The organism is Streptomyces sp. NPDC102514 (genome assembly GCF_055584525.1).
Map to the genome: position 1 here is coordinate 575548 of NZ_JBVJLW010000003.1, position 17887 is coordinate 593434.

At 70.3% G+C, this 17887-nt stretch carries 16 protein-coding genes; 7 read left to right on the top strand and 9 right to left on the bottom strand.

Annotated features, from left to right (window positions below):
- Positions 1 to 18 precede the first annotated feature (18 nt).
- The 3 genes from ACZ60E_RS10695 (at position 19) to ACZ60E_RS10705 (ending at position 4232) form a co-directional block, all read left to right on the top strand.
- Positions 19 to 474, top strand: coding sequence for a hypothetical protein (locus ACZ60E_RS10695; protein ID WP_469439454.1), 456 nt, complete (start codon positions 19 to 21; stop codon positions 472 to 474).
- A gap of 70 nt (positions 475 to 544) precedes the next feature.
- Positions 545 to 2899 (top strand): protein translocase subunit SecD, encoded by a 2355-nt coding sequence (secD, locus tag ACZ60E_RS10700; protein WP_469439456.1) that lies wholly within the window; start codon positions 545 to 547, stop codon positions 2897 to 2899.
- Positions 2900 to 2975: 76 nt separating this feature from the next.
- Complete coding sequence (locus ACZ60E_RS10705) at positions 2976 to 4232, top strand: saccharopine dehydrogenase family protein (protein ID WP_469439458.1); 1257 nt, start codon at positions 2976 to 2978, stop codon at positions 4230 to 4232.
- A 13-nt stretch (positions 4233 to 4245) separates the two neighbouring features.
- On the opposite strand, the gene ACZ60E_RS10710 is transcribed toward ACZ60E_RS10705, so the two are convergent.
- Positions 4246 to 4875: a DinB family protein gene (locus tag ACZ60E_RS10710; RefSeq protein WP_469439460.1), complete on the bottom strand. Its 630-nt coding sequence runs from the start codon at positions 4873 to 4875 to the stop codon at positions 4246 to 4248.
- Complete coding sequence (locus tag ACZ60E_RS10715) at positions 4872 to 5510, bottom strand: TetR/AcrR family transcriptional regulator C-terminal domain-containing protein (protein ID WP_469439462.1); 639 nt, start codon at positions 5508 to 5510, stop codon at positions 4872 to 4874. The genes ACZ60E_RS10710 and ACZ60E_RS10715 overlap by 4 nt, the downstream gene beginning before the upstream one ends.
- A 50-nt stretch (positions 5511 to 5560) precedes the next feature.
- Between ACZ60E_RS10715 and ACZ60E_RS10720 the strand changes: the two genes are divergently transcribed.
- Positions 5561 to 7078 (top strand): FAD-dependent monooxygenase, encoded by a 1518-nt coding sequence (locus tag ACZ60E_RS10720; protein ID WP_469439464.1) that lies wholly within the window; start codon positions 5561 to 5563, stop codon positions 7076 to 7078.
- A 49-nt stretch (positions 7079 to 7127) separates the two neighbouring features.
- Here ACZ60E_RS10720 and ACZ60E_RS10725 read toward each other — a convergent pair whose 3' ends face one another.
- From ACZ60E_RS10725 to ACZ60E_RS10755, 7 genes are all read right to left on the bottom strand, one after another.
- Positions 7128 to 9518, bottom strand: coding sequence for an ATP-binding cassette domain-containing protein (locus tag ACZ60E_RS10725; protein WP_384804413.1), 2391 nt, complete (start codon positions 9516 to 9518; stop codon positions 7128 to 7130).
- Between the two features lie 92 nt (positions 9519 to 9610).
- On the bottom strand, positions 9611 to 10024 hold the full coding sequence (locus tag ACZ60E_RS10730; protein WP_469439465.1) for a VOC family protein: 414 nt from the start codon (positions 10022 to 10024) through the stop codon (positions 9611 to 9613).
- A 10-nt stretch (positions 10025 to 10034) separates the two neighbouring features.
- Entirely contained in the window at positions 10035 to 10649 is a 615-nt protein-coding gene (locus ACZ60E_RS10735) for a TetR/AcrR family transcriptional regulator (RefSeq protein ID WP_469439466.1), read from the bottom strand.
- A gap of 11 nt (positions 10650 to 10660) precedes the next feature.
- A complete protein-coding gene (locus tag ACZ60E_RS10740; RefSeq protein WP_384804389.1) occupies positions 10661 to 11242 on the bottom strand; it encodes a sugar O-acetyltransferase in 582 nt (193 codons plus the stop codon).
- 66 nt (positions 11243 to 11308) lie between these two features.
- Positions 11309 to 12598: an MFS transporter gene (locus ACZ60E_RS10745; protein ID WP_469439468.1), complete on the bottom strand. Its 1290-nt coding sequence runs from the start codon at positions 12596 to 12598 to the stop codon at positions 11309 to 11311.
- A 170-nt stretch (positions 12599 to 12768) separates the two neighbouring features.
- Positions 12769 to 13353 (bottom strand): TerD family protein, encoded by a 585-nt coding sequence (locus ACZ60E_RS10750; protein WP_384804393.1) that lies wholly within the window; start codon positions 13351 to 13353, stop codon positions 12769 to 12771.
- Positions 13354 to 13533: 180 nt separating this feature from the next.
- A complete protein-coding gene (locus ACZ60E_RS10755) occupies positions 13534 to 14373 on the bottom strand; it encodes a GntR family transcriptional regulator (protein ID WP_469439470.1) in 840 nt (279 codons plus the stop codon).
- Positions 14374 to 14685: 312 nt separating this feature from the next.
- Between ACZ60E_RS10755 and ACZ60E_RS10760 the strand changes: the two genes are divergently transcribed.
- From ACZ60E_RS10760 to ACZ60E_RS10770, 3 genes are all read left to right on the top strand, one after another.
- Positions 14686 to 15942: an extracellular solute-binding protein gene (locus ACZ60E_RS10760; RefSeq protein ID WP_469439472.1), complete on the top strand. Its 1257-nt coding sequence runs from the start codon at positions 14686 to 14688 to the stop codon at positions 15940 to 15942.
- Positions 15943 to 16011: 69 nt separating this feature from the next.
- The gene (locus ACZ60E_RS10765) at positions 16012 to 17001 is read left to right on the top strand and encodes a carbohydrate ABC transporter permease (protein WP_469439474.1); all 990 of its coding nucleotides are present in this window, start codon (positions 16012 to 16014) and stop codon (positions 16999 to 17001) included.
- Positions 16998 to 17837 carry a carbohydrate ABC transporter permease gene (locus ACZ60E_RS10770; RefSeq protein WP_384804401.1) on the top strand — a complete coding sequence of 280 codons (840 nt, stop codon included), beginning with the start codon at positions 16998 to 17000 and terminating at the stop codon, positions 17835 to 17837. The genes ACZ60E_RS10765 and ACZ60E_RS10770 overlap by 4 nt, the downstream gene beginning before the upstream one ends.
- Positions 17838 to 17887: the final 50 nt, after the last annotated feature.

Genomic DNA, 17887 nt, shown 5'->3' on the forward strand with positions numbered 1-17887 from the left:
GGTGAGGAGGGGCAGGTCATGGCAGAGCGAGACCGCACGGCCTCGTCCACCGGCAGCCGGCGGGCTCCTGTCACCGGCGTACTGCTGGCGGCGCTGTTCACCCTCCTCGGCGTACTCGGCCTGCAGGGCAACCCCGCCGCGGCCTCCTCCGACGCACTGACCTCGGTCGCGGTCACCGCACACCACGGCCAGGCACTCACCCCCGCACCCCTACCGGCGAAAGCCCAGCCCGACACCCGCGCCGGCGTCGACGACACCTGCACCACCGCCTGCGGTCAGCCGCCGCGCGCGGGCCGGGTCACCGCGGGCGACTGGCACGCGCCGCCTCCCGGCGGGGTCTCGGTCCCGCCCGGCCTCGTGGCACCCCTGCCGAAACCAGGGCTGCCGCTGCCGACCGCACTCGGCGCGTTCACACCTTCGCAGCATTCCGCGCAGCACAGCGGGCGTGGCCCGCCGCCTCCGACCGGCATCTGACGTCACCCAGTCGATAGTCGATCTCCACCGCGCCCGTTTCCCGGGTGCGGTATGCCTGTTGGAGGCACCCTTGACGCGCGCCATCCGCGTGCGGGCGTTCTTCGCCCTGGCCGTTCTGGCCCTGTCGCTCTACATCACCGTGACCGTCCCGGTCCGCCTCGGGCTCGACCTGCGCGGCGGAACCCAAATCGTCCTGGAGACCCGCGACTCCCCCACTGCCGAGGCCGACTCCGAGGCCACCGACCGCACCTTGGAGGTACTGCGCCACCGCATCGACGCGCTCGGCGTCTCCGAGCCCACCATCGCCCGTTCCGGGGACAACCGGATCATCGTCGAGCTGCCCGGTGTCCAGGACCCGCGCGAAGCCGCCGACGTCCTCGGCCGCACCGCCCAACTGACCTTCCACCCCGTCCTCGGCGCGGATCCGGACACAGGAACCGGCCCGGAACCCGGCGCGAAAACCGGCCCGGAACCCGGCGCGACTCCCGGCACGGCCCCCGCCACGGTCGACTCCGACGAATCCGGTCACCCCGTACGGCTCGGCCCGTCGGCGCTCACCGGCGCGGACGTCGACAGCGCCGAGGCGCGTATCGACCCGCAGACCGGGACCGGCTGGTTCGTCGGCATCGAGTTCAAGGGAGAGGGCGACGCCTGGGCCGAGCTGACCGGCAAGGCCGCGTGTCACCCGGCCGGCGACCCGGCCCGCCGCGTGGCCATCGTCCTGGACGACAAGGTCATCTCCTCCCCGCAGGTCAACTCGTCCGTGGCCTGCCGTACGGGCATCGCCGGCGGGTCCACCCAGATCACCGGTTCGTTCAGCCGGGAGGAGGCCCGCGAACTGGGCCTGCTCATCAACGGCGGAGCCCTGCCGGTACCGGTCGAGACCGTCGAACAGCGCACCGTCGGCCCCACCCTGGGCGCCTCGGCCATCGAGGCCAGCGCCTGGGCGGCCGTCATCGGCACCGCGCTGACCTCGCTGTTCATCATCGCCGTCTACCGGCTCCTCGGCGCCCTCGCCGCCGTGGCCCTGGCCTGTTACGGGGTCATCTCGTACGCGGCCCTGGTCGCACTCGGCGCCACGCTCACCCTCCCGGGGCTCGCTGGATTCGTCCTGGCCATCGGCATGGCCGTCGACGCGAACGTGCTCGTCTTCGAACGGGCCCGTGAGGAGTACGCGGCCCGCCGCAAGGGCCTGCGCCCGGCTCTCACCGCGGGATTCCGCAATGCCTTCAGTGCCATCGCCGACTCCAACATCACGACCCTCATCGCCGCCGGACTGCTCTTCCTCCTCGCTTCCGGTCCGGTACGGGGCTTCGGCGTCACCCTGGGCATCGGGGTGCTCGCCTCCATGCTGAGTGCCCTGGTCATCACCCGCGTCCTCGCCGACTGGGCGGTCGCCAGGCGATCCGTACGACGCCGTCCGCAGCTCACCGGCATCGCGGACACCGGGAAGGTCCGCGACTGTCTCACCCGGCGCAATCCGGACCTGATGCGGCACGGGCGCACCTGGCTGGCGGCGTCCGCGGTCGCCCTCGTCCTGGCCACCTCGGGCATCGCGGTCAGAGGGCTGAACTTCGGCGTCGAGTTCACCGGCGGACGGCTCATGGAGTACACCGCCTCCGCCCCGGTCGACGCCGACCGCGCCCGTGAGGCCCTGGCCGACGCGGGCCAGCCCGGTGCCGTCGTGCAGACCTCCGGCGACGGCGATCTCACCGTCCGCACCGATCAGCTGACCAACGCCGAGGCGGCGAAGGTCGACAAGGCGGTCGGCGAGCTCGCGGGCGGTGCCGAGAAGGTCCGTGACGAGCTGATCGGACCCAGCCTCGGGGACGAACTGCGCCGTGGGGCCCTCATCGCCCTCGCGTCCGCACTGGCCGCGCAACTGCTGTATCTCGCGGTCCGCTTCCGGTGGGCCTTCGGGGCGTCCGCGGTCGCGGCGATGGTCCACGACACCCTGATCCTCATCGGTGTCTTCGCCTGGCTCGGCAAGCCGGTCGACGGAGTCTTCCTCGCCGCGCTGCTGACGGTGATCGGTTACTCGGTCAACGACTCCGTGGTCGTCTTCGACCGGATCAGGGAACTGTCGGCCGCCAACCGGACCGACAGCCCCGCCGGTCCCGACGGTCCCGACGGCCCCGACGGCTCTCATGGCAAACGAAAGAAGGTCCCCTTCCCCGTGCTCGCCAACACGGCGATCCTGCAGACCCTCCCCCGGACCGTCAACACCGGTATGGGAGCCGTGTTCATCCTCGCCGCCCTCACCCTGCTGGGCGGCGACTCCCTGACCGACTTCGCGCTCGCCCTGCTCATCGGCATCGTCGTCGGCACGTACTCCTCGATGTTCACGGCCGCGCCCCTGGCCATCGAACTCCACGCCCGCACCCACCCGTCGCCGCCCAGCACACGGAAACAGGGCTCGCGGTAGAAACCGGACCGCACGGTGCCACTGCTATCGTCCTGCCCCACCGAAACGGGCGGGCGGGACGAAGGAGAGCTGCACCATGCGAGTCCTCTTGGTCGGAGCAGGGGGCGTCGGCACCGCGATCACCAGGATCGCGGCCCGCCGCCCCTTCTTCGAGCACATGGTGGTCGCCGACTACGACCTTGCGCGGGCGGAGTCGGCCGTCGCGGCACTCGGCGAGGACGGGCACCGCTTCTCGGCGGTACGGCTCGACGCCTCGAACACCGACGGCGTACGGGCCGCCCTCGCCGAGCACCGCTGCGACGTCCTGCTCAACGCCACCGATCCGCGTTTCGTGCTGCCGCTCTTCGACGCGGCGCTCGCCCATCGCGCCCACTACCTGGACATGGCGATGTCCCTGTCCCGGCCGCATCCGACACGCCCCTACGAGGAGTGCGGCGTCAAGCTGGGTGACGCGCAGTTCGAGCGGTCCGCCGAGTGGGAGGCCGCGGACCGGCTCGCCCTGGTCGGCATGGGGGTGGAGCCGGGTCTGTCGGACGTGTTCGCGCGGTACGCCGCCGACGTCCTCTTCGACGAGATCGAGGAGATCGGCATCCGCGACGGCGCGAACCTGGTCGTGGACGGCTACGACTTCGCCCCGTCCTTCAGCATCTGGACGACGATCGAGGAATGCCTCAACCCGCCGGTCGTCTACGAGGCGGACCGGGGCTGGTTCACCACACCGCCCTTCAGCGAGCCGGAGGTCTTCGACTTCCCGGCGGGCATCGGGCCGGTGGAGTGCGTCAACGTCGAGCACGAGGAGGTCCTGCTGATCCCCCGGTGGTTGAAGGCCGGTCGGGTCACCTTCAAGTACGGTCTCGGCGACGAGTTCATCGGCGTCCTGCAGACCCTGCACAAGCTGGGCATGGACCGCACCGAGCCGGTCACCGTGGACGGCGGCGGGGGCAGGGTCGCGGTCTCCCCGCGGGACGTCGTCGCCGCCTGTCTCCCCGATCCGGCCGGCCTCGGCGACCGCATGCACGGCAAGACGTGCGCCGGTACGTGGGTCAGGGGCACCAAGGACGGCCGGTCACGGGAGGTCTACCTCTACCACGTGGTCGACAACCAGTGGTCGATGCGCGAGTACGGCTCCCAGGCGGTGGTCTGGCAGACCGCGATCAACCCCGTGGCGGCCCTCGAACTCATCGCGTCCGGCGCCTGGCACGGCAGTGGAGTGCTCGGCCCCGAGGCGATGCCTCCCCGGCCGTTCCTCGACCTGCTCACGGAGTACGGGTCGCCGTGGGGCATGCGGGAGGAGAACGTGCCCGAGAGCGGACCCGGACCGGACGCTCCGTGAAGCAGCGTGGCCGTCACGCGCCCTTCCCGGCTTCCTGGGCCGCCCTCTCCAGGCGGCCTCGGTACTCCTCCCACCACGCCGCATCACCCGGCGCCACACTGCCGTTGGTCTGGTTCATCCCGACCGAGCCGTCCATGAGTTCGCGGACGATGTCGGCATGGCCGGCGTGCCGGTGCGTGTCGGCGATCACGCGCACGACGGCGTGGTGCAGGGTCACCTCGTTCCGCTCGTCCGGCCACCACGGCACCCGGCCGACCGTGTCCAGGGTGAGCGCGTCGATCGTCGCGTCCGCGTGCGCCCAGGCCCGGCGGTAGAGGCCCACGATGTGCTCGCGTGACTCGTCGGCGGTGACCCACATGTCCGCGTTGGTCTCGGCGCCGTCCTCGAGCCAGGGCTGCGACTCGCCGGACGGCCGTCCGAAGGTGTCGCCGAGGTAGCCCAGCTCCACCCCGGCCGTGTGTTTGACGAGGCCCAGGAGGTTGGTGCCGGTCGGCGTCGACGGGCGGCGGACGTCGTACTCCGAGAGCCCTTCGAGCTTCCACAGCAGGGCATCGCGGGCGGACTGCAGGTAGAAGCGCAGGTCGGCCTTGGGAGCAGCCTCGGGGTCGGTCTCGTGACCGGCGCCGGGATCCGATGTGTTCATGGGGTCGAGTCTCCCGCGCGCACGATGATCGCGGACAGGCCGAACTCGAAGCGCTCGTCGAAGGATCGCGCGTCGAGGTGGTGGAGGACGCGGTGGAGGGCGGGGTGTGCCGTCCTGGAAACGGCGTTCGCCAGACCGTCGTTCAGGGGGGCGGAGGGCGCCGCCTGTTCCTCCTGGGTGAGGCCGAGGGCGAGATAGATGATCGTCCACGTGGTCCAGGCGGCGTCCCGGTCGTCGAGACCGCCGTCCAGCAGCGCGGTCACCAGTGCCTCGGCGAAGGCCAGGGTGTGCGGTTCGGCGGTGTACGTACCGACCACGAGGGCGGCGCCGTCGCGGTGGGCGAGCAGGGCGCGGCGGTAGCGGCGGGCGAGTTCGCGGACGCGTTCGTCCCGGTCGGCCGGCAGTCCGTCGAGCGGGGCCTCGCCGACGACGGCGTCCGCCATCAGCTCCAGCATCCGGGCCTTGGTCTTCACATGCCACAGCACGGTGTTCATGCGGACGCCGAGCCGGTCCGCGACGGCCCGGGTGGACAGCGCGTCCAGGCCCTTCTCGTCCAGCAGTTCCAGCGCGGCCCGGATCACCGTCGCGGGGTCCAGCCGGGGGGTGCGGCCCTCACTCGCTTGCCTATTGGTCATTGACCTAGTTTACTACGGACACGTTATTGGTCACTGACCTAGGAGGGTGCGTGGAACAGCAGGTTGTCATCGCGGGCGGAGGTCCGGTGGGGCTGTGGCTGGCCGCCGAACTGCGGCTGGGCGGGGTCTCCGTCACCGTCGTCGAGGAGCGGACCGACGTCGATCAGCGCTCCAAGGCGCTGACCATCCATCCCCGGACCATCGAGATCCTCGCCTCGCGCGAAGTGCACAAGCCCTTCCTCGCTGAGGGCCTGCGGATACCTGGCGGGCATTTCGCCACGCTCGACGAACGGCTCGACTTCAGCGTGCTGGACACCCCGTTCCCGTACACCCTCGCGCTGCCCCAGGCCCGTACCGAGGAACTGCTGGAGGAGCACGCGCTCGCGCTCGGCGCCACGATCGTGCGCGGGCACCGCGTCGGCGGGTTCACCGAGCACGCGGGGTCGGTGACCGTACAGGTGCAGGGGCCCAACGGGCCGTACGAGCTGCGGGCGGCGTATCTCGTCGGGTGCGACGGCACCCGCAGTACCGTGCGCACCGCGGCCGGCATCGACTTTCCCGGTACGCCCTCCACGGTTCTGGGCTGGCTCGGCGATGTCGTGCTCGACCACCCGCCGCGACCCGGGTTCGGCGTCTTCGGGCCCCGGGGCGGGCTGCTGGTCGCGCCCCTGCCCGGTGGGCGGCACCGCCTCGTCGGTGTCAGCCCCGACAGCCTCACCACCGAGTCGCCGGGGGACCTCACCCTGGAGGAGCTGCGGGCCAAGGTCGTCGCCATCACCGGTGAGGACCACGGGATGCGCGACCCGGTGTGGCTCTCCCGTTTCGGCAACGCCACCCGGCTGGCCGCGGAGTACCGGCGCGGCCGGGTCCTGCTCGCCGGGGACGCCGCCCACCAGCACTTCCCGACCGGCGGCGTCGGCATGAACGTCGGCATCCAGGACGCGCACAACCTCGGCTGGAAGCTCGCCGCGGCCCTCGGCGGCCGGGCCCCGGACGGTCTGCTCGACAGCTACCACTCCGAGCGCCACCCCGTCGGCGCGCAGCTGATGGAGCACAGTCGGGCCCAGACCGCGCTGATGACCGCTTTCACTCCCGAGGGCCTCGATCTGCGGTCGTTCCTCAGCGGGATGATCGCCACGCAGCCGGACTTCGGCCGGGCTCTGGCCGAACGCCTCACCGCGCTCGGCGTCGCCTACCCGGCACCGGACGCGACGGCCCATCCGCTCACCGGCAGCCGCGCCCCCGACCTGGCCTTCACCGACTCCGGGGGCAACCTGCACGGGCGGTTGCCCGCGGACAGTCACCTGCTCCTCGACCTGACGGACGCCGCACCCGCACCCGGTCAAGGCGTCCTCGCGGACCGCGCACGCCCGGGGCTCACCGTGCACACAGCGACCCTCGACCGGCCCCCGGCCGCCTGGGCCCCGGTGCGTGCCGCCCTGATCCGCCCCGACGGCCACCTCGCCTGGATCGGTACGGACCCGGACGACACCGCACTGGCCGCCGCCGCGGACCGGGCGCTCACCAGCGCGTACGGCCCCGCGCCAAGCCCGGCGGCGGCCGGCTGACCGCGCCCCTCGCAGGACGCGGAGTCACCGGGCCGCGAGGGCGTTACGGTCAGGCGCCCACGTACGCCGCGAGGTGTTCGCCCGTGAGGGTGGAGCGGGCGGCGACCAGGTCGGCCGGGGTGCCCTCGAAGACGATCCGGCCGCCGTCGTGGCCCGCGCCGGGGCCGAGGTCGATGATCCAGTCGGCGTGCGCCATGACCGCCTGGTGGTGCTCGACGACGATGACGGACTTGCCGGAGTCGACGAGCCGGTCGAGCAGTCCGAGCAGCTGCTCGACATCGGCGAGATGCAGGCCGGTGGTCGGCTCGTCGAGGACGTACACCCCGCCCTTGTCGCCCATGTGGGTGGCCAGCTTGAGCCGCTGACGTTCGCCGCCGGAGAGGGTGGTGAGCGGCTGGCCGAGGCTGAGGTAGCCGAGTCCGACGTCGGCGAGGCGTTCGAGGATGCGGTGCGCGGCCGGGATGCTCGCCTCGCCCTGGCCGAAGAACTCCACGGCCTCGGTCACCGACATCGCGAGCACCTCACTGATGTCACGGCCGCCGAGGTGGTATTGCAGGACCGCGGCCTGGAACCGCCTTCCCTCGCACTCCTCGCAGGGAGTGGCGACTCCGGCCATCATCGCCAGGTCGGTGTAGACGACACCCACGCCGTTGCAGGTGGGGCAGGCGCCCTCGGAGTTGGCGCTGAACAGGGCCGGCTTCACGTCGTTGGCCTTGGCGAACGCCTTGCGGATCGGGTCGAGCATTCCGGTGTAGGTCGCCGGGTTGCTGCGCCTGGAGCCGCGGATGGCGCCCTGGTCGATCGACACCACGCCCTCGTCGTCGTGGATCGATCCATGGACGAGCGAGCTCTTCCCGGAGCCGGCGACACCCGTGACGACGGTGAGCACCCCGAGAGGGATGTCCACGTCGACTCCTTGCAGGTTGTGCGCTGTCGCGCCGCGGATCTCCAGCGAGCCCGTGGGCTCGCGCGGCGTCTCCCTGACGGTGGCCCGGTCGTCGAGGTGGCGGCCGGTGACGGTGTCACTGGCCCGCAGCCCCTCGACCGTGCCCTCGAAGCAGACGGTGCCGCCTCCCGTGCCCGCGCCGGGGCCGAGGTCGACGACGTGGTCGGCGATCGCGATCGTCTGGGGCTTGTGCTCCACGACGAGCACGGTGTTGCCCTTGTCCCGCAGCCGCAGCAGCAGGCCGTTCATCCGCTGGATGTCATGGGGGTGCAGGCCGATGGTGGGCTCGTCGAAGACGTAGGTGATGTCGGTGAGCGAGGAGCCGAGGTGGCGGATCATCTTGACGCGCTGCGCCTCGCCGCCCGACAGCGTGCCCGCGGGCCGGTCGAGCGAGAGATAGCCGAGACCGATCTCCACGAACGAGTCGAGGGCCTGCTGAAGTGCCGCGAGCAGCGGTGCCACGGACGGCTCGTCGAGACCGCGGACCCACTCGGTCAGATCGCGGATCTCCATCGCGCAGGCGTCGGCGATGCTGATCTTGCCGATCTTCGACGACCGGGCCCCTTCACTCAGCCGGGTGCCGTCGCACTCGGGGCAGGTGGCGAAGGTGACCGCCCGCTCCACGAACGCCCGGATGTGCGGCTGCATCGACTCCTTGTCCTTGGACAGGAACGACTTCTGGATCTTCGGGATCAGGCCCTCGTAGGTGAGGTTGACGCCGTTGACCTTGACCTTGACGGGCTCCCCGTAGAGGAAGTCCTGCAACTGCTTCTTGGTGTACTCGCGGATCGGCTTGTCCGGGTCGACGAAGCCGGACTGGGCGTAGACCTGCACGGTCCACTGGCTGTCGGACTTCCAGCCGGGGATGGTGAACGCGCCCTCGGAGAGGGACTTGGAGTCGTCGTAGAGCTGGCTGAGGTCGATGTCGGAGACCGAGCCCCGGCCCTCGCAGCGCGTACACATGCCGCCGGTGCGGTTGAAGGTCGCCTTCACCGTCTTCCTGGCACCGCGTTCGACGGTGATCGCACCGCTGGCCCGGACCGAGGCGGTGTTGAAGGAGTACGCGCTGGGCGGGCCGATGTGCGGCGCGCCGAGACGGCTGAAGAGGATGCGCAGCATCGCGTTGGCATCGGTGGCGGTGCCCACGGTGGAGCGCGGGTCGGAGCCCATCCGCTGCTGGTCGACGGTGATCACGGTGGTCAGCCCGTCGAGGACGTCGACCTCGGGGCGAGCCAGGGTCGGCATGAAGCCCTGGAGGAACGCGCTGTAGGTCTCGTTGATCATCCGCTGCGACTCGGCGGCGATCGTGTTGAACACCAGGGAGCTCTTGCCCGAGCCGGAGACACCGGTGAACACGGTCAGGCGGCGCTTGGGGATCTCGATGCTGACGTCTTTGAGGTTGTTCTCGCGCGCTCCGTGCACGCGGATCAGGTCATGGCTGTCGGCAGCGTGCGGCGCGGACGACTGGGTGTCGCTCCTCGGGGCCATGCTCATCATGTCTCCATCTGTTGATCTGTCGCTCAGTCGCTCTGTCGACCTGTTGACCTGTTCGCCTGTTGCGCCCACCGGCTCGCTCGCCGGACCGCTCAGCGCCGTTCCTGGATGCGGATCATGTTGCCCGCGGGATCGAGGAAGGCACAGTCCCGGACGCCGTACGGCCGCTCGGCCGGCTCCTGGACGATCTCGCCGCTGCCGGCCGCCCGCACCCGCTCGAAGGTGGCGTCGAGGTCGGGGGTGGCCAGGAGGATGCCCGCGTACGCGCCCTTCGCCATCATCTCCGCGACGGTACGGCGCTCCTCCTCGGTGACACCGGGGTCGGTGACCGGCGGCTCCAGGACGAGGGACGGGCCGGACCGGCCGGCGGCGCCGACCGTGATCCGGCGCATCGCGCCGTGGCCGACGTCGTCGCGGACCTCGAAGCCGAGGGCGTCCCGGTAGAAGGCCAGGGACGCGTCCGGATCGGTGTGCGGGAGGAAGCTCGCGTACAGGGTGACGTCCATGGCAGTCACGCTAGACGCGGCACCCGGGTCGGCGCTTCTCGATTCCTGATCGATCCGGTGCCCCGCACCCGGCCGCCGCCCCTACCTGCGTGGTGATGCGGGTGATCGCCTCAAGGGTCAGGGCACGGTCGTGCGGCTCGTTGTCCAGGGCTCGGTGGAGGGTCAGACCCTCGATCAGGGCGTCGAGTTGCCGTGCCGTGTCCGGGTCGAAGTGCTTCTCCAGATGGGTGCGGCTGCGGCCCATCCACTCGTGGGTGAGTTCCCGGTAGACCGGCCGCCGCGCGGCGAGGGTGTACAGCTCCTGGGTGAGTACGAGGTCGCGCTGGCTCCCCTCCGACAGGACATGAACCAGGTCCGCCACGGCCCGGCGGGCCTGGTCACGGTCGGCCGGAGCGGCGAGGTGGGCGTCGAAGACGGCCACGATGTGGTCGGCGAACCGGGTGAACGCCTCCCGGAGCAGCTCGTCCATCCCGCTGAAGTGGTAGGTCATCGACCCCAGGGGGACGCCGGCACGCGCGGCGATCTTCCGGTGGGAGACGCTGGCGATCCCCTCCTCGGCGATGAGGTCGAGGGTCGCGCCGATGATGCGTTCGCGGCGCTGCGGGTCGGTGTGTCCGGTGGCCATGACGGAAGCCTTCAGAGGGTACGGACCGGGCGGGCGGGATTGCCGACGGCGACCACGTTGGCGGGCACGTCCTTCGTCACCACGGCCCCGGCGCCGATGACGGAGTTGTCTCCGATACTGACACCGGGCAGCACGATCGCGCCTCCCCCCAGCCACACGTTGTTCCCGATGGTGATCGGCTGCGCGGCCTCCAGCTTGTCGCGCCGGGGCTCCGGCTCCAAGGGGTGGGTGGGGGTGAGCAGTTGGACGTTCGGACCGATCTGGCAGTCCTCGCCGATGGTGATCGCCGCGACGTCCAGGGCGGTCAGGTTGTAGTTGACGAAGGTGCGCGCGCCGATCGTGATGTTGCTTCCGTAGTCGACGAACAGCGGCGGCCGCAGGTGCACGTCGGGGCCGAGGGAGCCGAGCAGTTCGGCGAGGATCGGGCGGGCCCCCTCGGTGTCTTCGAGATAGGCGGCCTGGTAGCGGGCGGCCAACCGGACGGCCCGCTCGTACCGGCGCACGATCTCCGGGTCGTCGGCGATGTAGTGATCGCCCGCCATCATGCGTTCGAGATGCGTACGGGGATCCTGGGCGAAGTAGTCCGTCGACATGCGTACGATCGTACACTCGCCGACGGACCGCGACCCGGGAAACGTGCACGTACAGGGGGGCAGACCCTAGCGGCGCTTGGGTTGCAGCACTCCGGCGAGCAGGAGCACGAGCAGGCCTGCGAGCGGCACCACGAGCAGCCCCACCCGCAGGCTCGCCGCGTCCGCGACCAGTCCGACGACGGGCGGGGAGAGCAGGAAGCCCAGGCGCATCAGCCAGGAGACGATGGCGAGCCCCGAGCCGGGCTTGAGGCCGGGCAGCTCGTCGGCTTCGTGCATCGCCGCGGGGACCAGCGTCGCCACGCCGAACCCGGCTGCGGCGAATCCCAGAATCGTGCCGGGCACCGTGGGCACGGCCAGCGCCAGGCCCATACCGGCCACGACGATGAGGCCGCCCGCGCGGGCCACCGTGCGCTGCCCGAACCTGTCGACGAGGCGGTCGCCGATGATACGGCCGACGAACTGGGCCCCGACCAGGGCGATGTAGCCGGAAGCGGCCAGCGTCACCGACGCGGACAGTGAACCGGAGAGGTAGAGCGCGGCCCAGGAACTGCCCGCGTCCTCGACCAGGGTGCCGGCCGTGGCGATGAGCACGAGGGCGGCCAGTACGTACGCGGTACGCCGACCCGGCGTCGCACGTCCCACCCGCGGCTGTTCTCCACCCTGCGGCTGTTCTCCACGGCCGCCGCGGCCGGACTCCGCTGCCGGGTCCGCCACCGATCCGAGGTCCGCCACGGATTCGGTCCCCGCACCACCCACGTCCTCGGACTCGATCTCGGCCCCGGACAGGCAGAACCGGAGCGCGACGCACGCGGCCACCGCGAACACCACCGCCGAGATCGTCAGATGCTGTCCGCGCGAGAGGCCGAGCGCTATCGCCGCCGCGGCCATGGCTCCGCCGGTGACGGCCCCGATGGACCAGATCGCGTGGAAGGAGTTGATGATGGAACGTCCGTAGCGTCTCTGCACGCGCAGACCGTGGGCGTTCTGCGCCACGTCGGTGACCGCGTCCATCGCTCCGGCCAGGAACAGCGCCGCCGCGAACAGCACGACCGAGTCGGCCAGGCCCGCGAGGAGGATCCACGCTCCGGTCAGCAAGGTGCCGGCCACCGCCGCCCGCGCCGAGCCCATGCGGCGGATCACCACTCCCGCGGCGAGACCGGCCGCGATGGCGCCCGCGGGGAACGCGGCGACGGCCAGACCGTAGGCCGCGTTCCCTATGCCGAGATCCGCCTTGATCTGCGGATACCTCGGCAGGAGGTTGGCGAACAGGGCTCCGTTGGTGAAGAACAGCACGGCAACGGCCACCCGAGCCTGCCGTTCGGCCGACGCGGGTCGGCGCAGTACGTCAACAGTCATGGGGGTGAGCCTATAGCGGGAGCGTACGAACGTACACTCTTGATTTCGAGCAGGTCAGGACGCACCGCGGGCCACGGCGTACGGCGGGGCGGGACCGGCATGTGCGCCGGTCCCGCCCCGTCCCGCCTCTGCGCGATCGTCCCGCTTCCGTGCGATCGCTCGCGTGTGACCTACTTGCTCGCGGCGAAGCGCATCAGGGCCTGCTCGTCGCCCTGCTTGATCTTCCCGGTCTCGTTGATCACCTGCAGCTTCCAGGACCCGCCGACCCGGATCGCCTTGGCGACGGCGCAGCCGTTGTCGTTGCTGAGGAGGCTGGGCCAGATGTCCGCGACCTGCTGCGTGCTGCCCCCGCTGGCGTCGTACACCTTGAAGCTGATGTTCCGCGCCTTCTGGAAGGAGCTGCTCTTCTTGTAGGCGGCGGCGACGAAGACGATCGAGGTGATGTTCGTCGGGACGCGGGAGAACTCGACGGTCACCGTCTCGTCGTCACCGTCGCCCTTGCCGGTCTGGTTGTCGCCGGTGTGCACCAACGAGCCGTTGCCCAGCGGGTCCAGGGAGTCCAGACCCGCGAGGCGGACCGGGTCCGAGCCCTGCATGGCGATGGCGATCAGGTCGAGGTCCGTGCCGGTCTTCTGGCGCAGCTTGCCGATCAGTCCGCCGCTGCTGCCGACGGTGGGGTCCCAGGACACCCCGATCGACAGGTGGGTCACTCCGTCGAGATCCGCCGGGCCGTCTTCCTTCGTAAGCGTGATCATGCCTGTTCCTCTTGATCGTGAGAATGCCTGTATGCAGTGTGCCTGCCCCGTGTCACACCACATAGCCCGGGACCCACACGAATCACCAGATCCCCGCCCCGCTCGGGTCACAGGCGTCCCGATACGCCCATCAGGCGATCCGTCCCCTCGATACGGGACGACTCACCGCCCCGTGACGACTCACTGCCCCGTCTGGATGTCCCCCCGCGTGGAGGACGCGATCGTCTCGCGATGGGCGAAGTCGCCCGGCGGGATGCCGGGGTGGTGGCCGAGGCGGTTCGGAGGTTCGGCGCCGGAGGAGTCGAGGGTGAGGCGGGAGACGATGCGGTAGCGGTCGCCGCGGTAGACCGAGTGGACGTATTCGACGGGCCGACCGGTGGTGTCCGAGGTGAGCCGCTCGAAGAGCAGGGCCGGGGACAGCTCGGGAACGTCGAGCAGTTCGGCCTCGGCGCGGGTGACGACGGTGGGCTCGATCGCCTGCACGGCCTCCTGGACGTGGACGCCGTGCTGTTCCCGCAGGTGCTCGTACAGGTCGCCCGCCTCCAGTTCCTGCGCGGACAGGGAGGGGACCAGATCGGCTCTGATGTGCAGATGCTCTATGGCCATCGGGGCGCCGTCGACGAGGCGCAGCCGTGCCACGTACACGATCTCGGCGGCGGGTGACATCCGCAGTTTGCGGCCCACGCGTGCGCCGGCCGCGAAGGTGGTGAACTCCAGCAGGCGGCTCGACCAGGCTCCGGAGGCCTGAGGCGCCGTCATGGTCTGTTGTCCGGAGACGAGTTCCTGGGTGATCTTCTCGGGCGCGACGAACATGCCCCGGCCGTGCTCGCGTACCAGGAGGCCCGCGGCCACGAGTTCGTCGACCGCCGCGCGCAGGGTCGGGCGGGACACTCCCAGCCGGGCGCACAGGGAGCGCTCGGAGGGGATCGCGTCACCCGGGCTGCGCGACTCGACGAGGTCGAGGATGAAGTCGCGGACCCGCTCCCGTTTCAGCACCGCACCCGATGCGTCTTCCCTCATGCCGCTCCCACCCTCGTACCGCTCACCCTCATGACGCCCCCCATGCTGTGCCCCTCGGGCTGTCGTGCGCGACATCCCCTTTACCAGTTGACCAGTTGTCGCGCGCCGTGTCACTCCTGGTCGGGCGAAGTGTAACCGCTGTCTATGGTTCGTCGCCTGAGTACTAACGCATGCGAGCCCCAACAACCCATGCAGCGCAAGGGGTTGACGCCGCCGATTGGTCTATGCCAGTTTCATCCCCGCATCGAGAGGTGAGCTGTCCAGTGGGCTTCACTGGTCAGGTGGTCTGCTCATGTCCTCCAGAGGTGAACCGTGAAGTTCCGCTTGTTCGCCGGTGTGTCCGCGCTCGTCGTGACCGCCGGGCTGAGTGCCTGCAGCAGTTCCTCCGACGCCTCCGACGGGAGCACCGCCATCGACGTCTGGCTGATGCGCGACAGCGTCTCGGACCAGTTCCAGAAGGACTTCGTCAAGAGCTTCGAGGCCGCTCACCCCGACATCCGGGTCAAGGTGCAGATCCAGGAGTGGGACGGCATCGGCGAGAAGGTCACGGCGGCCCTCGCCAGCACCGACGCACCCGACGTCATCGAGACCGGCAACACCCAGGTCGCCCAGTTCGCGCAGAGCGGGGGCCTGCTCGACCTCAGCGACAAGGTCGGCGAACTCGGCGGGAAGGACTGGCTCAAGGGCCTCGCCGAGCCCGGCGCCTTCGAGGGCAGGCAGTACGGCATCCCCTACTACGCCGCCAACCGCGTCGTCATCTACCGCAAGGACCTCTTCGAGAAGGCGGGCGTCGACCCGGCCGCGATCAAGACCCGCGACCAGTGGACCGCCGCCACCAAGAAGCTCAACACCGGTGGCACACAAGGCATTTATCTGCCCGGCCAGAACTGGTACACCCTCGCGGGCTTCGTCTGGGACGAGGGCGGCGACCTCGCCATCGAGTCCGGCGGTAAGTGGAAGGGCTCGCTGGACACCCCCGAGGCCGTCCGCGGCATGGAGTTCTACAAGAAGCTCCAGGCACTCGGCCGGGGCCCCAAGGACTCAGACGAGGCCAATCCCCCGCAGGCGGACGTGATGGCCAAGGGGAAGGTCGCCCAGGTCGTGTCGTCCCCCGGCGGTGCCAACACGGTCGTCGAGAACAACCCCGCGCTCAAGGACAAGCTCGGCTTCTTCCCGATCCCGGGGAAGACCGCCGACACTCCCGGCGCCGTCTTCACCGGCGGCTCCGACCTCGTCATCCCCACGGCCTCCGCCAAACAGGACGCGGCCTACACCTTCGTCAAGGAACTCACCGGCGACACCTGGCAGAAGAAGCTCGCCGTCGCCATGAGCTACGTACCGAACAAGACCACCCTGTCCGACGCCGTCGCCTCCGACCCGGGCGCCTCGGCCATGGCGGTCGGCGCCGCCGAGGGCCACGCCACGCCCAACACACCCGGCTGGGCGGCCGTCGAGGCCAAGAACCCGATCAAGGACTACCTGACCGCCGTACTCACCGGAGGCGACGCGCAAAAGGAAGCCGCCAAGGCGTCCGAGGCCATCACCACGGCGATGAACTCCGGCACCTGAGCCGGCCCGGCCCCTCAACCGTCCCCGCACCGGCCGTCCGCGCCGGTGCCGCGCTGGAGGAAGTGTGCCGTGACGGCCGTCCGAGAGCAGACCGCACCCCATCCCCCACCGAGCGCCGGGCGCCCCCGGCGCTCGCCCGGCCCAGGACCGCGCCGCCCGTCGAAGGACGGCGGGACCGGCGTCTGGCCGTACGTCCTGATCGCACCCGCCGTCCTCGGCACGCTCTACCTGCTCGTCTATCCCCTGGTCCGCGCGGTGGTGATCTCGCTGCAGGACTTCGGACTGCGCCAACTCATCCTGGGCGACGCGCGGTTCGTCGGACTCGACAACTACGGGACGCTGCTGGGCGACAGCCGCTTCTGGGAGGTCGTACGCCGCACCTTCCTCTTCATGGCCGTCAACGTCGTCCTGATCATGGTGCTGTCCACGCTGGTCGCGCTGATGATCGAACGGCTCGGCCGGTTCGGCCGGACCGCGGTCCTCAGCTCACTCGTCCTGACCTGGGCGATGCCGGTCATCGCGGCGACCACCGTCTTCCAGTGGCTGTTCCACTCGGAGTTCGGCATCGTCAACGCGGTCCTGACGGACCTGGGGTTCACATCCTTCGACCGCTACGCCTGGTTCGCGCACGGACCGGCCGCCTTCGCCATCCTGGTCGCGCTCATCGTGTGGCAGTCCGTGCCGTTCGCGGCGATCACCCTGTACTCGGCCCTCACCACCGTCCCCGTCGAGCTGTACGAGTCGGCGCGGCTCGACGGGGCGTCGGGGGCGCGGATCTTCCGGTCCATCACCTTCCCGGTCGTGCGGCCGATCTTCCTGCTGGTGTTCTCGCTCGAAGTGATCTGGACGTTCAAGGCGTTCGTCCAGATCTGGGTGATGACCAACGGCGGCCCCGGCGACGCGACCACGATCCTGCCCGTGTACGCGGTCCAGACCGCCCTGTCGAGCCAGCGCTACGACCTCGGGTCGGCGGCCTCCATGGTGACCGTCGTGCTGATGTCGGGCGTGCTCGTCCTCTACTTCCGCCAGATGTTCCGCCAGGAGGACGAGCTCGCATGAGCACGACCCGCCCCCGTATGCGCCGCATCCCCCTCAACGCCGCCGCCGTCGTCACGGTCGCGCTCTGCCTGTTCCCGGTCTACTGGATGGTCGCGACCGCGTTCACCCCGGCCCGCGACATCCAGTCCGACAGTCCGCGGCTCGTCCCGCGGACCTGGACGCTCGACCACTTCCGCACCGCTGTCGGAGCCGACGGCTTCGGTCTGTTCTGGCGCAACAGCCTCCTCGTCACGCTGAGCGCCGTCCTGCTCTCCCTCGTCGTCGCGCTCGGCTCCGCCTACGCGGTCGCGCGGATGCGGTGGAAGGGGCGCCGGCAGTTCATGCTCATGGTCTTCATCGCCCAGATGGCGCCCTGGGAGTCACTGATCATCCCGGTCTACATCATCTCCCGGGACACCGGCATGCTGGACCGGCTGCCGACCCTGACCCTCGTCTACTTCATGATGACCCTGCCCTTCACGGTCATCGTCCTGCGGGGCTTCATCGGCACGATCCCGCCGGAGCTGGAGGAGTCGGCCCAGGTCGACGGCTGCACCCGGCTCGGCGCGTTCCGGCACATCGCGTTCCCGCTGCTGGCACCGGGACTCATGGCCACCTCGCTCTTCGGCTACATCACCGCCTGGAACGAGTTCGCCTACGCCAACTTCCTCATCATCAAGCAGCAGGACAACCGCACCCTGCCCGTGTGGCTGTCCTCCTTCCAGAACGTCTTCGGCACCGACTGGGGCGCCACCATGGCCGCCTCGACCCTCTTCGCAGCCCCGGCGCTCGTGGTGTTCCTGCTGCTGCAACGCCATGTCACGTCCGGCTTCGCCGCGGGCGCGGTCAAGGGCTGACCCCTGCCACTCCCCCCCCATGTGCTCCCCGTGTACTCGGCTGCACCCAG

What these genes read in the sequence shown, in the direction of transcription:
- ACZ60E_RS10695 (WP_469439454.1), top strand. Translation starts at nt 19, where the DNA reads ATGGCAGAGCGAGACCGCACGGCCTCGTCCACCGGCAGCCGGCGGGCT.
- ACZ60E_RS10705 (WP_469439458.1), top strand. Translation starts at nt 2,976, where the DNA reads ATGCGAGTCCTCTTGGTCGGAGCAGGGGGCGTCGGCACCGCGATCACC.
- ACZ60E_RS10710 (WP_469439460.1), bottom strand. Translation starts at nt 4,875, where the DNA reads ATGAACACATCGGATCCCGGCGCCGGTCACGAGACCGACCCCGAGGCT.
- ACZ60E_RS10715 (WP_469439462.1), bottom strand. Translation starts at nt 5,510, where the DNA reads ATGACCAATAGGCAAGCGAGTGAGGGCCGCACCCCCCGGCTGGACCCC.
- ACZ60E_RS10725 (WP_384804413.1), bottom strand. Translation starts at nt 9,518, where the DNA reads ATGAGCATGGCCCCGAGGAGCGACACCCAGTCGTCCGCGCCGCACGCT.
- ACZ60E_RS10730 (WP_469439465.1), bottom strand. Translation starts at nt 10,024, where the DNA reads ATGGACGTCACCCTGTACGCGAGCTTCCTCCCGCACACCGATCCGGAC.
- ACZ60E_RS10735 (WP_469439466.1), bottom strand. Translation starts at nt 10,649, where the DNA reads ATGGCCACCGGACACACCGACCCGCAGCGCCGCGAACGCATCATCGGC.
- ACZ60E_RS10740 (WP_384804389.1), bottom strand. Translation starts at nt 11,242, where the DNA reads ATGTCGACGGACTACTTCGCCCAGGATCCCCGTACGCATCTCGAACGC.
- ACZ60E_RS10745 (WP_469439468.1), bottom strand. Translation starts at nt 12,598, where the DNA reads ATGACTGTTGACGTACTGCGCCGACCCGCGTCGGCCGAACGGCAGGCT.
- ACZ60E_RS10750 (WP_384804393.1), bottom strand. Translation starts at nt 13,353, where the DNA reads ATGATCACGCTTACGAAGGAAGACGGCCCGGCGGATCTCGACGGAGTG.
- ACZ60E_RS10755 (WP_469439470.1), bottom strand. Translation starts at nt 14,373, where the DNA reads ATGAGGGAAGACGCATCGGGTGCGGTGCTGAAACGGGAGCGGGTCCGC.
- ACZ60E_RS10770 (WP_384804401.1), top strand. Translation starts at nt 16,998, where the DNA reads ATGAGCACGACCCGCCCCCGTATGCGCCGCATCCCCCTCAACGCCGCC.